At 45.6% G+C, this 13,867-nt stretch carries 11 protein-coding genes; 4 read left to right on the top strand and 7 right to left on the bottom strand.

Features of this window, described 5'->3' with window-relative positions:
* Positions 1-2 precede the first annotated feature (2 nt).
* Complete coding sequence (gene polA / locus QUA34_RS23290; RefSeq protein ID WP_333389394.1) at positions 3-3,176, bottom strand: DNA polymerase I; 3,174 nt, start codon at positions 3,174-3,176, stop codon at positions 3-5.
* Between the two features lie 200 nt (positions 3,177-3,376).
* Here polA and QUA34_RS23285 point away from each other — a divergent pair, with 200 nt between their 5' ends.
* Entirely contained in the window at positions 3,377-4,705 is a 1,329-nt protein-coding gene (locus QUA34_RS23285) for a J domain-containing protein (RefSeq protein WP_333389392.1), read from the top strand.
* Positions 4,706-4,759: 54 nt separating this feature from the next.
* Here the strand turns inward: QUA34_RS23285 and QUA34_RS23280 are convergent, their stop codons facing one another.
* The 3 genes from QUA34_RS23280 to QUA34_RS23270 all read right to left on the bottom strand — a co-directional run bounded on the left by QUA34_RS23280 (position 4,760) and on the right by QUA34_RS23270 (position 10,548).
* Positions 4,760-6,445 carry an EAL domain-containing protein gene (locus QUA34_RS23280; protein ID WP_333389390.1) on the bottom strand — a complete coding sequence of 562 codons (1,686 nt, stop codon included), beginning with the start codon at positions 6,443-6,445 and terminating at the stop codon, positions 4,760-4,762.
* On the bottom strand, positions 6,445-8,817 hold the full coding sequence (locus QUA34_RS23275) for a PAS domain S-box protein (protein ID WP_333389388.1): 2,373 nt from the start codon (positions 8,815-8,817) through the stop codon (positions 6,445-6,447). The genes QUA34_RS23280 and QUA34_RS23275 overlap by 1 nt, the downstream gene beginning before the upstream one ends.
* A 540-nt stretch (positions 8,818-9,357) precedes the next feature.
* A complete protein-coding gene (locus QUA34_RS23270) occupies positions 9,358-10,548 on the bottom strand; it encodes a WD40 repeat domain-containing protein (RefSeq protein ID WP_333321829.1) in 1,191 nt (396 codons plus the stop codon).
* A 252-nt stretch (positions 10,549-10,800) separates the two neighbouring features.
* On the opposite strand from QUA34_RS23270, the gene QUA34_RS23265 reads away from it, so the two are divergent.
* The 3 genes from QUA34_RS23265 to QUA34_RS23255 are packed head-to-tail and all read left to right on the top strand — an operon-like array spanning position 10,801 to position 12,290.
* Positions 10,801-11,175, top strand: a complete 375-nt coding sequence (locus QUA34_RS23265; RefSeq protein ID WP_333321831.1) for a DUF1257 domain-containing protein — start codon at positions 10,801-10,803, stop codon at positions 11,173-11,175.
* Between the two features lie 46 nt (positions 11,176-11,221).
* Positions 11,222-12,082 carry a DUF6920 family protein gene (locus QUA34_RS23260; RefSeq protein ID WP_333389386.1) on the top strand — a complete coding sequence of 287 codons (861 nt, stop codon included), beginning with the start codon at positions 11,222-11,224 and terminating at the stop codon, positions 12,080-12,082.
* A complete protein-coding gene (locus tag QUA34_RS23255; RefSeq protein ID WP_333389384.1) occupies positions 12,066-12,290 on the top strand; it encodes a hypothetical protein in 225 nt (74 codons plus the stop codon). Before QUA34_RS23260 ends, QUA34_RS23255 begins: the two co-directional genes overlap by 17 nt.
* Here the strand turns inward: QUA34_RS23255 and QUA34_RS23250 are convergent.
* The 3 genes from QUA34_RS23250 to QUA34_RS23240 all read right to left on the bottom strand — a co-directional run bounded on the left by QUA34_RS23250 (position 12,278) and on the right by QUA34_RS23240 (position 13,483).
* Positions 12,278-12,625, bottom strand: coding sequence for a type II toxin-antitoxin system PemK/MazF family toxin (locus QUA34_RS23250; RefSeq protein WP_333389382.1), 348 nt, complete (start codon positions 12,623-12,625; stop codon positions 12,278-12,280). The genes QUA34_RS23255 and QUA34_RS23250 overlap by 13 nt on opposite strands.
* The gene (locus QUA34_RS23245) at positions 12,625-12,831 is read right to left on the bottom strand and encodes a hypothetical protein (RefSeq protein ID WP_333389380.1); all 207 of its coding nucleotides are present in this window, start codon (positions 12,829-12,831) and stop codon (positions 12,625-12,627) included. Before QUA34_RS23245 ends, QUA34_RS23250 begins: the two co-directional genes overlap by 1 nt.
* Positions 12,832-12,970: 139 nt before the next feature.
* The gene (locus QUA34_RS23240; protein ID WP_333389378.1) at positions 12,971-13,483 is read right to left on the bottom strand and encodes a hypothetical protein; all 513 of its coding nucleotides are present in this window, start codon (positions 13,481-13,483) and stop codon (positions 12,971-12,973) included.
* Between the last annotated feature and the right edge of the window lie 384 nt (positions 13,484-13,867).

Genomic DNA, 13,867 nt, shown 5'->3' with positions numbered 1-13,867 from the left:
TTTTATTTAGTTTCCATCCAATTTTGCCCAGCGTGGATGTCAACTATCAGCGGTACGCTAAGTTGCAGAGCATTTTCCATCGCAGTTCTAATTTTCGGCTGCAATTCTTCCCATTCATCGGGAGGTACTTCAAATATTAATTCATCGTGAACTTGCAGCAGCAGCCGCGCCTGATAGTTTTGCAAAATTTTGTGTACCTCAATCATGGCAAGTTTAATGATATCAGCACTGGAACCTTGAATGGGAGCGTTGGCTGCCGCCCGCAAAGATTGGGCATCATCTCTGCTGAGAGATTTAAGTTCGTTTGAGCGAATGTCTTCGGGATTGCTGCCTTGTAAGCGGCGGAGGCTGCCATTTGTGTCGAAGTTTAGATAGCGGCGGCGGCCTAGAATTGTGGTAACATAGCCGAGGGCGATCGCCTCTTTTTTTACTTTCTCCAAAAATTCAAAAACTTTACTGTAACGTTCGTTAAATCGCTTAATAAACTCTTTGCCGTCTGCTGCGCTTTTACCCATCGATTTGCCAAACTTAATCGCCCCCATACCGTAAACTACCCCAAAATTAATCGTTTTGCCAAACCTGCGCTCGTCGGGAGTAATTTCTTCCTTTTCAAACAACAGTTGAGCCGTCACGGTATGCACATCTCGGTTATTTTGATAAGCTTCAATTAACACAGGTTCTTGACTCAAATGAGCCAAAATTCGCAGTTCGATTTGAGAATAGTCAGCCGACACCATCAGCCAACCTGCTTCTGGTAAAAAAGCCTTGCGAATTTGCCGTGAAAACTCTGTGCGGATGGGAATATTTTGTAAATTGGGATTGGAAGAAGAAAGCCTTCCCGTACCAGTTGCAGCTTGGTTGAAATCTGTATGCACTCGCCCAGTATCCGCACGCACTAACTGAGGCAAAGCATCGACATAAGTTGATTTCAACTTGGATAATGTTCGGTGTTCTAATAAATCGTCTACAATCGGGTGGTCTCCTTGCAATTTATCCAAAACAGCCGCATCTGTAGAGTATCCCGTCTTAGTTTTGCGAGACTTTTTCTGAAACTCATCGGGGATTTTTTCTAACAAGATTTCGCTGAGTTGTTTCGGGGAACCTAAATTAAACTTTCTCCCCGCTGCTTGATAAGTTTTTTCTTCTATTTCTGTTAAGCTCTTTTCTAGCTGTTGCGACAGTTCTTGCAGGTAAGCTGAATCAATGCGAATTCCGCAGTATTCCATTTCTGCTAAAACTGGTTCTAGGGGCTGTTCTACTTCCAGCAATAACCCCTCCAAAGTTTTTTCGGGAAAGCTAGATTCATCAGCTTCCTTCAATTTGGCTTTAAGTTCCCCAACTAAGTGAAATGTAGTGTAAACATCCATGCCGCAGTAGTCGGCTACTTCTCGAATGCTGATGTCAGCAATTGTTTTGTTTTTTGGTACTAATTGATTATAACTTTTGGGATTAGTGCGTAAGTATTCCCTTAACGATTCGCTGACACTGTGATTGTCTTCTGACTCGACTAAGTGTTTCTTGGACAATTCGCTGAGACTGTGGCTGGTTTCGGGATTGAGTACGTAACTGGCTAGCATGGTGTCGAAGACGACTCCGGCTAGTTTAATTCCCTGACATCGCAGGATCGATCGATCGAACTTAGCATTTTGCAGCGCTTTCGGATAATTTTCGCTTTCCAAAATCGGACGCAAAGCATTTAAAACTGTGGCTTTGTCCAAGTTTGTGCCCGTTTTGTGTCCCGTGGGAATGTAAGCGAGATCCTCTTCACCGATGCCCCAACAGCAGCCAATTCCGACTAATTCGGCGTCTCGCGGTTCGAGGGCGGTGGTTTCGGTATCCCACGCCACGGGTGAGGTTTTGTCGGTTAAAGTTTCCAGCAGTTGGACTAATTCGTTTAACTGTTCGGTTGTTTGAATTATTCGGGGTTTAATTGGCGGTTGTTTCTGTTGCTGAGCGGCTTTTTTTCTCTCCATATCTGCGTTAGTTTCGTCGGGAGAATAGAAATCTAATGCTTTATCTTCTGAATTTTCAAAAGTTTGAGGTGACGTGGGGTGGGCATCTTGCCCGCCCTGTTCCAAGGGCTTTTCTACACCCTCCAATGGCTCTTTTACACCCTCCAATGCCTGTTCTAGGGTGTTTTCAGACGAGGCAGAGCCTCTGGATATGCGTTCCCGGGCAGAGCCTGGGAACGAGGATTCCTCTTCTTGTTTTTCCTTTTCTTCAACACCACCAAAACGCTTTTGAATTTGTTTAACTTTGCTTAAAAATGTTTTAAATTCCAACTTTTCCAGCATTGGAATCAAGGCTGATTCGTCAAAACCTATAAGCTTGCAATCTTCTAAGTTGATTTCTAATGGCACGTCTTGGACAATTGTCGCCATGCGTTGAGAATGATAAGCAGCTTCTTTGCCTTCTTCTAGCTTTTTCTTAGTTGCTCCTTTAATTTCATCTATAGCAGCATAAATTCCATCAAGGGAATTGTAAGCTTCCAGCAATTGCAGGGCGGTTTTGTCGCCGATGCCTTTGACTCCGGGGATGTTATCGGATTTGTCGCCGCAGAGGGATTTGTAATCTATTACTTGTTCGGGCAAAATACCGAGTTTGGCTTTGACTTCTTCCGGGCCGTATTCTTGGGATTTGCCTTTGCCCGATCGCCTGAGTTCATCGGTACTCAAATATAATACGCTGATTTGTTTTTCGGTTTCTACTAATTGAAACAAATCTCGATCGCCCGTGAGGATTTTGACCTGATAACCCGCCGCGCTGGCTTTGTTTGCCAAAGTTCCCAAAACATCGTCTGCCTCGTAGCCCGGAGCAGTTATTGCAGGTAAATTTAAATAGGTGAGGAGTTCTTGCAGGTTTTTGATATCCGGCTTAAAATCTTCCGGTGTTTCGGCTCGGCCCGCTTTGTAGGTGTCGTCTGCTTCGTGGCGAAAAGTGGGTGTGGCGAGGTCAAAGGCGATCGCCATGTACTGGGGATCGTGAGCCGCCATTACTTCCAGCAGCGACTTGAGAAAGCCAAAACAGACGCTGGTGGGAATGCCTGTCGTAGTTCGCAAGCCTCCGTCTCGACTTTTGGCGAAGGCGAAGTAGGAGCGAAAGGCCAGGGAGTGACCGTCAACTAAGATGAAGATGGGAGCTTGATTTGCCGACACAGACACAAATACCGATCGCACGAAAGGATTTTCTCATTGTACTCAGTTGTCCGCCTGCATTGATCGACCAGAAGGATGGCCCGCAGACTTGAGGACGCTTGACACTCGATCGGATCTCGGCTTACTGTGCAGCTTGGCTGAGAATAGTACAAGATGTTAAGTACGATTCCCTACGGGATAGCTTCGCTTCACGCGAATTTACAAACACCTGCCCCAAGCCTATGGCTGACATTAATCGATGCTACGAAATCCTCGAAATTGAGCCGGGAAGTTCCCTAGAAGAAATTAAGCGCGCTTACAGGGATTTAGCGTTTGTGTGGCATCCCGATCGGTTTGCCCACAACGATCGCCTGCAACAAAAAGCTCAACAACGATTAACAGAAATTAATGAAGCTTACCAGCAGTTGGTGTTGTTTCTGAGTCAGCCTGAATCATCGAGGTCGATCGAAAAACAGTTTCCGCAGCCACCGCCGCCTGCGCCGGAAAAGCCGCTGAGAAGGCCTTCTCGAAAATCAGCCGCTAGGCCTGGTTCCCAGCGCAGTCAAACCCGCCCAAAAACCGCCTCCAAAAAATTTCAAACTCAAAAGAACTCTTCAAGCAAGAAACGATTTACAACTCAAAATCGCCAAGCGTGGCGGGGCAGAAAGCAACCAGGGCGAAGCGTTGCGAGGGAAGCACGGCCATCTCAACACTATCGAAAGCTTACCTCGAAAAGGAAAAAAGAATTTTCAACTCAATACTCAAAACCGCGAAGCGCGCCGAGGGAAGTGCGGCCATCTCAACACTATTCAAGCTTCCCTTGGTGGCCGCTGGCAATCGCCGTGGCGAGTTACGCTTTGACCGGTTGGATTTTGACGAAATCAGCCGCCCCGCTGTGGATGTGGGCTTTAATCTGCGGTGCAGATTGGCTGTGGGCCGCGATTTTGCTGGCGGAGGGTTCAGCAACGCCTAGAGTGTGGCTGGCGGCGTTAGTTTTGGCTGGGGCGGTAGGGGGGTCGATCGCTGGTTTTCAGGCGGGAGGAAAGGTCACAGGGGCTGCTTGGGCCGCAGTTGGGGCTGGTTTGGGGGCGATCGCCAGTTCCGAGGCTGAGTCTCGGGCTGTGGCTGCTGTTTTGGCTGTAGGGGGAGTAGTGACAGTGGTGGGATTGCTGGCGGGAACGGTTCCTGGGAATTATTGGGTTAAGGCGTTGGTGGCGGCCGTGTGTTGGGCGATTGTCGGCTTGACGTGCGGGCTGGCGACGGAACTAGGCGTCAATTCTGGCGGCCCCGTCGGGCTCTCTGGTGCGATCGGGCTGGGGATTGGGGGGTGGGCTGGGGCTTGGGCTGGGGCGGGCTTGGAGGCGATCGTCCAAGCCTTTGCTATCGCCGGGTCTAAGACTGTTTATGGGGCTTGGGCTGCGATCGGCATTATTGCTGGAGTTGTGGCGCGGATGGTAGCTGCAGAAAGGTTGATCCACACCAGCAGCGGGCTTTACACGGTTATCCTGTTGGTGGCTACTTCGGGTTTCGGGCTGTGGCTGGGAAGTTGGTTGGGCGATCGTATCTTTTAAATTAGCCAGTTGTCAGTTGTCAGTTGTCAGTTGTCAACAGTCAACAGTTAACAGTCATGAGCATTGCAACCGGAATTGATCTAAATTCCAGCACTTATCGCTTTTCAGCAGCGCTTCAAACTCAGACCTTGGCAAAGCCTGACTGAAAATATAGCCTTGAATTTCGTCACATTCGTGCTCGCACAAAAAATCAAGTTCCTCCTTATTTTCTACGCCCTCAGCCACCACCGTCATGTTCATGCAGTGTGCCATTTGAATAATCGCTATTGTGATCGCTGCATTTTGGCGATCGTCTGCAATGTTGCAAATAAAACTCTTGTCTATTTTTATCGCATCAAACGGAAAGCGTTTCGGATAACTCAAAGAAGAATATCCAGTCCCAAAATCATCAATTGCTATCCTAATCCCCTGATCTTTCCACATCGTAAAAGCTTTAGCTGCTGCAATTTCGTCTTGCAAAACCAGACTTTCCGTCAGTTCTAATTCCAAACACTTGGGATCAAGACCAGTTTCTGTTAATATCTCCCTGACTCTTTCCGTGAAATTTTTGCGCTCGAATTGACGGGCTGACACGTTAACTGCCACTCGCAGGAGTGGCAAACCTGCTCTTTGCCATGTTTTAGTTTGTCTGCAAGCAGTCTCTAATACCCATTCGCCCAACGGTGCAATCAAGCCCATTTCTTCAGCCATTGGAATAAATTCCCCCGGAGAAACTCGCCCCCGTTCTGGATGATTCCAGCGCACCAAAGCTTCAGCACCAATAATTTTACCTGTTTTGATTTCTATTTGCGGCTGATAGTATACTTCAAATTCTGAGCTTTTTAAAGCCTGGCGCAGTGAAGTTTCTTGAAGAAGTGTATTAATAAAAAAATTAGCATTCTTTGCAGTATAAAAATGATAAGTATTGCCGCCTTTCTGCTGAGATTGATACATTGCTATATAAGCATTTTTCAGCATTTCATCTCCGTCAGTGCCGTCTCCGGGATACAAGCAGATCCCCATACTAGCAGTGACAGAGACTTCGCAATCTTTGACAATCATACCTTGGGATACAATATCTAAAATGCTTTGAGCAATCTTAGCCACATCCTGTTTTTCTGCAACTGGTTTGAGAATCAGCGCGAATTCTGCCGCTTCCAAACGAGCAACAATATTAATGTTGTCCATGCAGTTAGTTAGGCGCTGGGCGATGCTGCAAAGCACTGAGTCGCCGATATCGTGTCCCCAGGTACTGTTAATGCGGTTGATTTTATCTAAGCTAAGCGTGACAACGGGAATGACTCCTGACAATTCTTTTTGACCATCTAATACTCGACTTAAATTTTCTCGCAAAAATGAACGATTCGGCAAATTGGTCAAGCTGTCATACTGATGTCGGTAGAGTGCCAGTTGAATAGTTGTGTGCAAGTTTTTTTCTTCAAAGGGCTTGACAATATAGCCGAACGGTTTTGTACTATGTACTCGTCGCAAAGTAGTTTCATCGGCATAAGCTGTTAGATAAACTACCGGAATTTGAAAGCGCAAGCGAATTTCTTCGGCTGCTGTAATGCCGTCGATTTCTCCTTGCAGGTTAACATCCATTAAAACTAAATCCGGGCGCAAGTTGGCGGCCGATTCAATCGCTTCTTCTCCAGAATAGACCATGCCAGTTATTCTATATCCTAGAGATATCAAACTGTCGGAAATGTCTTCCGCAATGATGCTCTCGTCTTCAACGATCAGAATTTTTTTGTTGGACACTAATTTTTCTCCTCAGAGTGCAACTTGGGTTGAGAAAAGGTTATTCTAAAAGTCGTGCCAGGAGTTTCTAACAGTTCTATTTTCCCCCGGATTTGCTTGACTAAAGACCCGACCAGTCGCAAGCCCAAAGTTCGGGCTTTGCGATAATCTAAGTCTTGAGGGAAACCAATTCCGCTGTCGCTCACAGTTAGCACGCAAACTCTGTTATTATCTAAAGTGAAATCAATGTTAATTTTACCTTTAACTTGTCCTTTAAAGGCATATTTTAGGGCATTTGTCACAAGCTCGTTGATAATTAACCCGCAAGGAACTGCCGTATCAATATTAAGAGAAGACGGCGCAATATTTGTTTGCAACTTAACGCCTTCTGCATGAAGTTCATAAGCTTGGAATAAATTGTGGGCGAGATTTTGGATGTATTCAGCAAAGTCAATGTTTGACAAGTCTTTGGATTGATACAATTGTTCGTGAACCAGGGCCATTGATCTGACTCGGTTTTGACTTTCTTTTAACATTTCACTAACGTGGCTGTCTTGGATGTAGCGTGACTGAAGTTTGAGCAAACTGGAAATAACTTGGAGGTTGTTTTTGACACGGTGGTGAATTTCTTTGAGGAGAACTTCTTTTTCTGCGAGGGATGCTTTGATGCCATCTTCGTCGCGCTTGCGATCTGTAATATCCCGCACTACTCCTTGAATTACTTTTCGTCCCTTAATTTCCATTGCATTTAACAGCACTTCAGCGGGAAATTCTGAACCGTCGAGTCGTTTATGTACCCAGTCAAAGCGACAGCTACCTGTTTGCATTGCTGTCGATATTCTCTGTATTGCTAGACTGGATGAGTCTTGTCCACTAGGCTGAAATTGTGGGGAAAAGTCGCTCAGTTTTTTGCCGTAAAATTGTTTTGTGTTGCTACAGCCAAATATTTTTAAGGTAGCGAGGTTGCAGTCAAAAAACTCCTTTTCGTCAAGCAACATTACTGCGTCGCTGGTGGCTTCATAAAGGCTGCGAAATTTGTGTTCTGATTCTTGCAACGAGCAGATCAATTGGTTTTTGAGAGCTTCCGCACGCTTGCGGTCGGTAATGTCTATTCCTACGGAAACTGCTGCGCTTCCCTGATGATATTTCTGAGCTACTATCAAATAGTTGCGGACGAAACCGTTAATTTCAATGTCTATTTCTTGCCAGGTTTGCTGAGATGAACTGTCAAAAAATTTTCTGATCAGTTCTCCAAAAGTCGAGCCTTTGTCGAGAAAGTTGATTTCTTGACCGACAAAGCTTTCAGGAGACAGGTTGAATGAGGTTGCTAAGTGCTGGTTGACTCCTATATACCGCAAATCTGAACTAATCCAAGAAATCAGTCCGGGTACGGCATCCAAAACGGCGCGAAGTTGGTCTGTAGCTTCTTGGAGTGCTTCTTCCGACCGCTTGTGATCGCTAATATCTGTTGCCGTTCCGCACAAGCCTAAAATAGCGCCGTTTTCAGCTTGGTTGACGATGCTGTTGACGCGCAGGTGGACGGGAGTACCGTCTTTACGAATGTGTACTGTTTCGTAAGGAGAATTAGCTGTTTGTGGCTGAAGTTTGGTTCTCGCTAAAAGTTGGGCAAATATTTCTCTTGGTCTACTTTCTTGATCGGGAACTAAAAAATCGGTGAAGCGGCGTCCGATCATTTCTGGCGGTTCGTAACCGTAAATGCGTTTGGCGGCGGAATTGACAAAAGTCAAGAGGCCTTCAATATCGATCGACCAAATCAATTCTTGGGAGGTTTCTACGAGGTTGCGGTACTTTTTTTCGCTTTCGGCAAGTGCTGCATTGAAGACTGCCGTCTGCAGCTGAAGTTTTTCTTCTAATTCTTGATTTGCCGTTTCCAGAGTTGCGATGGAGTGCTCGCGCTCGGTAATTTCAGTAGAAACACCAACTGCGCCGACAACTTCGCCGTTTCCATCTCGCAGGGCTGCCGATCGAATTTCGTGAATAAAATGCCCCTCTCGGGCATTCCAATTGCGATCGTTTCCTGCTAATACCTCGGCAATATTTTCTAACATATCTGGTTGGCTGCTGTAAACTTCAAAAATCGATAGCCCGACAGTTGCACATGGTTTGAGTCCCAAATTTTCTAATCCTTTCCCTGCTGCAAGGGTTAACTTGCCGTCTCTGTCTGTTGCCCACAGGAAAATAGGGGCACAACTGACAGCGGCGTGAAGGGTTTCGTTGGCTTGTTTGAGCCGATCGATTTCTGCGTGAAGCAGTTCCTGGGTGGTATTTAATTCTACCGTTAGTCGATCGGCTTTTTGCTGCCAACTGGCAGCAGTATCGCACATTTCTGCGAGATTGCGGGAACGACAGATGGATTGGTTGCAGTGTGACATGGTTACTCTAGGGCGCACTGTATATTTAACCCTAGCCTATCTTTTAAGCATAAACTTTTTCAGTCAAATATTACAATTAGCAGGAATACTCATCCGACCCAGATGCGATATATTAAAGCTACTTTAAAGGATTCAGAAATTGCGGCTCGCTCAGGCTTTTCGGCGACAGTTCACAAATTGATAATAAGCTGAATAATGCCTGCCAGTCGGTATTTTTACGGTAACTATTTGTAGTAGTGCAAAAATAAGTTCCGCGATTTTAGGCTTGCACAATAACTGGGATTGTAAATTTATTATATTTGTTTGCGTAGATTCACGCACCGAGGAATCTAGAATCTGGAATTTGTAAATATAGCCAGCACCTGAATGGTTAGGAGGTACTTAATTTGTGAAAATCATGAGGTCGATTCCCTCTTCTTTCTGCCTTCTGCCCTATTCCCTATGCCCTATTCCCTATGCCCTATTCTCTATTCTCTATTCTCTATTTCTTCCATCCGCTACATCCGTGGAGCGAATCCGTTGTCGAACTTCCTTCTTTCTTCAATTAACTCCCCAAATTTTGACAGTTTTATCTAAACTGCCGCTGATAATAGTTGCACCATCGCTGCTAAAAGTAAGACAAGTAACAGAGTTTTGATGTCCGCTGAGAGTGTGAATATGTTCGCCGGTACTGGCATTCCAAAATTTGATATTACCATCCGCACTAGCACTAAAAACAGTGAGTCCGTCGGCACTAAAGGCGATCGCATTTATCGAGTTAAAATGCCCTGCTAAAGTGATTGAACTATCTGGATTCGATAGCTGCCGCAGTTGAATATTTCTGTCCCAGCCGCCAGTAGCCAAAGTCTGCCCGTCTGGGCTGAAAGCCAGACAATTCGCGTAACCCTTAATTGTTTGGGAGCATTCTCTGCTGCGGAGGTTCCACAGTTTAATTGTACCGTCAGAACTGCTGCTAGCGAGAGTTTGTGCGATCGGGCTAAAAGCAAGACTAACAATTCCTGCTTTATGAGCTCCCCAAGTTAAAAGACTGCCAAAGGTACAGATTAACTTACCCGTCTCTAAATTCCAAATTTTGATAGTAGTATCTGCCGAACCTGTGGCGATAACTTGACTGTCGGGACTGATGACAATTGCGCTAATTTCCGCTTCATGTCCGAGGGAAGTATGCTGCAATTCTCCTCCCTGCCAAATTTCGATCGCGCGGTGTTTCGGAGTATTTCTGCTCCTCACAAAAACTTCGCTTTCTTGGCAAAGCACAAAAGTTTCTTGAGCGCGGGGATACTTGTCAACACTATAGAGTATTTCTCCTGTCTCTACATCGCAAATTCTAACTATTTTCCCGTGCAAACTCGCCGTGCGAGATCCTCCGGGACTAATCGCAACATTTGTCCCAGTTTTCACACTGCGGATGCAGTCAAAAAGCTTGTAAGGCACGAAGTCTTTTAAAGCTTGGCGCACTAGAGGTTCTGTCCTCGATCGCAAAATTAAATAAGCAACTCGCTGCACTTCTGGTGCGGAGTCAAGCAGCGCCTCAATTGCTAAATTTAAACCAGCGCCTCCGTATTTAGGAGCATCTTTAACAGCGGCAATCCGAGCCTCGATACTAGGACTGTTGAAGCGCTGCTTGACCCCAGCGATCCCTCCCAAAACAGCGCCGGCGATCGGGATTTGACTTTGGCCGCCGAGGACGGCATCATATTCTCTGGGTTGGTTAGGATTATCGGCCATCATAGGATTTTAGATTTTAAATTTTAGATTTGAAGAATTGGAGGATTGAAGAAAGCGAACTCACGGATGAATCTGGGGAATTGTTATCGGATACTATGTTTTTAATTTCTGCACAGATGAATCCGGAAGCTTGTAACCTGGCTGCTTTCGCTGACGCTCAAACCTGGTTTAAGAGCGCCATTTCTAACTTATTGACTGTTGCACTTGATAGTATTATAATCAAATCAGCGTTTCACACAAAAATCCGAAAGTGATATGTCACACTTCACAACTATCAAGGTTCAGATCAAGAACGGCGAACTGCTACATCAAGTGTTGGAAGAGTTGGGTTATCAAGTAGAGTGCAATGTGCAGGTACGGGGTTATCGCGGTGACAAAACTAATGCGGAGTACGTGATTCGGCAATCCAATGGTTACGATTTGGGTTTTCGCCGCAGCGAAGAGGATTACGAATTGGTGGCGGATTTTTGGGGCGCTCGAATTAATCAGCAGGAATTTGTTAATTTAATTAGTCAAAAATACGCGCGCAAAAGTTTGATGGCGGCGGTGCAGTCAGAGGGTTTTAATGTTGAAGAAGAGGAAACTTTGGCAGATGGAACGCTGAGAGTTGTAGTGGGTAGATGGGTTTAAGACTCGCATTTGATTAACTTGTTTTTACCTATCAAGAGGAATCACCATGTGGCGATCGCCGATCGTACTAATCATCCTGGCGCTTGTAGTTGGCATTGTTGGGGCGATCGCCCTGGGAGCATACCGCTGGCATCTCGGTACCAAGGAACTGCGAGCCAATCTCGAAGCTGCACGCTTGCCGATTAAACCTCTCACATTTGATGCGCGGGAAATTGCCGATTTACCCCAGCCAGTGCAGCGCTACTTTCGCGCGGTGCTCAAGGATGGACAACCGCTAATTGTAGCAGCGCGGGCTTCCCACCAAGGCACGTTTAACATGAGCGAAACCGCAGAAAAATGGAGCGCCTTCACATCAACTCAACTGGTAATTACTCAACGCCCTGGCTTTGACTGGGACGGGCGAATTGCCATGATGCCCGCTATCAATGCGTTCGTTCATGATGCCTACATTTCTGGCGAAGGCATCCTCCATGCGGCGCTGCTTGGCCTGGTGACTCTGGCGGATATCCGCGGCACTCCAGAAGTTGCACAAGGGGAACTGATGCGCTTTTTCGCGGAGGCTGCTTGGTATCCGACGAGACTGCTGCCGAGTCAGGGTGTTCGCTGGGAGGCGATCGACAATTCTTCCGCCAGAGCAACGCTACAGGATGGCGACACCGCTGTTTCCCTGGATTTCCGCTTTGATGAAGCAGGGCTAATCGCCACTGTCCGCGCCGAGGCCCGCGCCCGTACAGTTAACGGGGGAGTGGTGTTTGCGCCCTGGCAAGGCCGTTTCTGGGACTACGAATTGCGAGACGGTATGCGGATTCCGCTTTCGGGTGAGGTGGCGTGGCAACTGCCTGATGGCTCGCTATTTCCCTACTGGCGCGGCCGCATCACGAATATTACCTATGAGTTTGCACGATGATTCTAGTTTGTTTTGTGAAGTTGCTTTGCGATTGTTAGATGAGTACGATCGCGCCGATCGCCAGTGGAGCGATACTGTACGAGTTAAGATATATGCTGCTGTTGCCATGTGCGAACATACTCCACCGATTGACGGCGAAACCTTTATTGCAGGGATTTGCGATCGTTTCCGGCAAGTACGCAAGAGTAAACAAGGCTATACTAATTGAAATGCTTGTATGATAGTTGCATTCAATTCCTGCATTTGCTGACTTCCTAACTCGCCCAATCGTCTCAGTATTAATCTCTGTTCAAGACTGACAATCCGAGTCACTCTAACTTTAGAAGATACTTTTAATCCCGTGCTGGGAAATTCGGGATCTGAAGCATTTAAAGCAAATTCATCTAAACTTAGGCTAGTGACATTTTGCGAAAAAATGAAGCAGATCGTAATTTCATCTATGGTTGAACTTGCCCACAGCACTAAAGCCGGACGTAACTTTTTGTGACTCAAATCTGTAAAGGGAAATTCAGCTAAAACAATATCTCCTTTTTTTAGCTTCACTAAATTGGCTCTCCATCTTCAAGGGTGTAAATATCAGGTTCGTCGTCCAGGAATTGAAATGCTCCTCCGCTTTGGGCTAACTGGGTTATTTCCACAGTAGAAGGATAGGGGATGTTATTAAATAGTTTTGCTTTTATTAGCAATTGCTCCTCTTCTGAGAGTGTCTGGATGATTTGTACTAAGGATTCAATGAGTTTTGTGTTCATAGCTAAAAAAATCTCGGAATATTTTATTTTACTTCAACAAGCCAACCTTCGATGATTATAACAAAACAACTAAGAGCGTGAAGCGAAGCTATCCCGTAGGGAATCGCCCGCTCCAGTAAAATTGGCACAGGGCGCAGACTTACTCTTCCAAATCAACCTGCTTAACCACATCTAAGGGTAGTTCTAGTACCTCTGCAATTTGCTCGTCGCTCAAGCCAAACTGCCGTAATTTACCAATTTTTTCAATAAAAGCTTGATTATTGTCATGAAAGTCAGGAGTTTCGCACTGACTTTTCTCTGGGGTACGAGTAGACGGTTCAGGGCAATTGTTGATAGAACCTATACTTACACTGTTTTTATTGTGAGCGTTTTTATTACCTAAAGTTATATTTACATTTATTTGCCGTTCTAAAACAGATTCAAGATTACTTTTTTTAACTTGTTCGCCAAACACTTCAGATAACATTTGTAAAAGTTCGTGACTAGCCTTTTTAACGTGCTGGGAACTATAACCATAAGTTTCTGCAACGTCAGCATATCTTTGACGATTCAGTATTCCTGCGATAATCCTCCGGTGCAAGTTATTTAGACGTTTACCTGTGTTGGTATAGACAGCTTCATCGACAAATTGCAATATTTGAGGACTATCCATAGGTGGGATGGTGAGATAGGTATGGTTACTATACCAAACTTTTTCCCACTTTTTCCAACTTTTTGGGCCTCGCATCCGAATTTTAGGAAGTTCCCACTTTTTCCAACTTTTTTCCCTTTACATTTTTTGTGCGATCCGTCTACTGTATTGAGTATTGGTTCCGGGCAAAAAAAATCCCGATGTTGATATTCTCTCTGTGTGAGAGATGGGATTATATGAAGCTGGCGAGCCGAAATAAAATTTAGTAAGGAGTTAACTAAGTGGTTACAGTCAAATTAGTTTACAAAGATGATGGTAAACCTGTAAAGCAATACTCCGGACAGTTTTTAAGCAGCCAGAGTACCATAAGACAAGACTGAAGGAAGGTTAGGGTGATTTAAAATC

The organism is Microcoleus sp. POL10_C6 (assembly GCF_036701585.1).
Classification (GTDB): Bacteria; Cyanobacteriota; Cyanobacteriia; order Cyanobacteriales; family Microcoleaceae; genus Microcoleus.
This window is presented reverse-complemented; position numbering and strand designations above follow the sequence as displayed.

Excerpts from the sequence above, each read along its gene's own strand:
- QUA34_RS23270 (WP_333321829.1), bottom strand. The coding sequence starts at position 10,548 with ATGATGGCCGATAATCCTAACCAACCCAGAGAATATGATGCCGTCCTC.
- QUA34_RS23285 (WP_333389392.1), top strand. The coding sequence starts at position 3,377 with ATGGCTGACATTAATCGATGCTACGAAATCCTCGAAATTGAGCCGGGA.
- QUA34_RS23265 (WP_333321831.1), top strand. The coding sequence starts at position 10,801 with ATGTCACACTTCACAACTATCAAGGTTCAGATCAAGAACGGCGAACTG.
- QUA34_RS23245 (WP_333389380.1), bottom strand. The coding sequence starts at position 12,831 with ATGAACACAAAACTCATTGAATCCTTAGTACAAATCATCCAGACACTC.
- QUA34_RS23255 (WP_333389384.1), top strand. The coding sequence starts at position 12,066 with ATGAGTTTGCACGATGATTCTAGTTTGTTTTGTGAAGTTGCTTTGCGA.
- QUA34_RS23275 (WP_333389388.1), bottom strand. The coding sequence starts at position 8,817 with ATGTCACACTGCAACCAATCCATCTGTCGTTCCCGCAATCTCGCAGAA.
- QUA34_RS23260 (WP_333389386.1), top strand. The coding sequence starts at position 11,222 with ATGTGGCGATCGCCGATCGTACTAATCATCCTGGCGCTTGTAGTTGGC.
- QUA34_RS23240 (WP_333389378.1), bottom strand. The coding sequence starts at position 13,483 with ATGGATAGTCCTCAAATATTGCAATTTGTCGATGAAGCTGTCTATACC.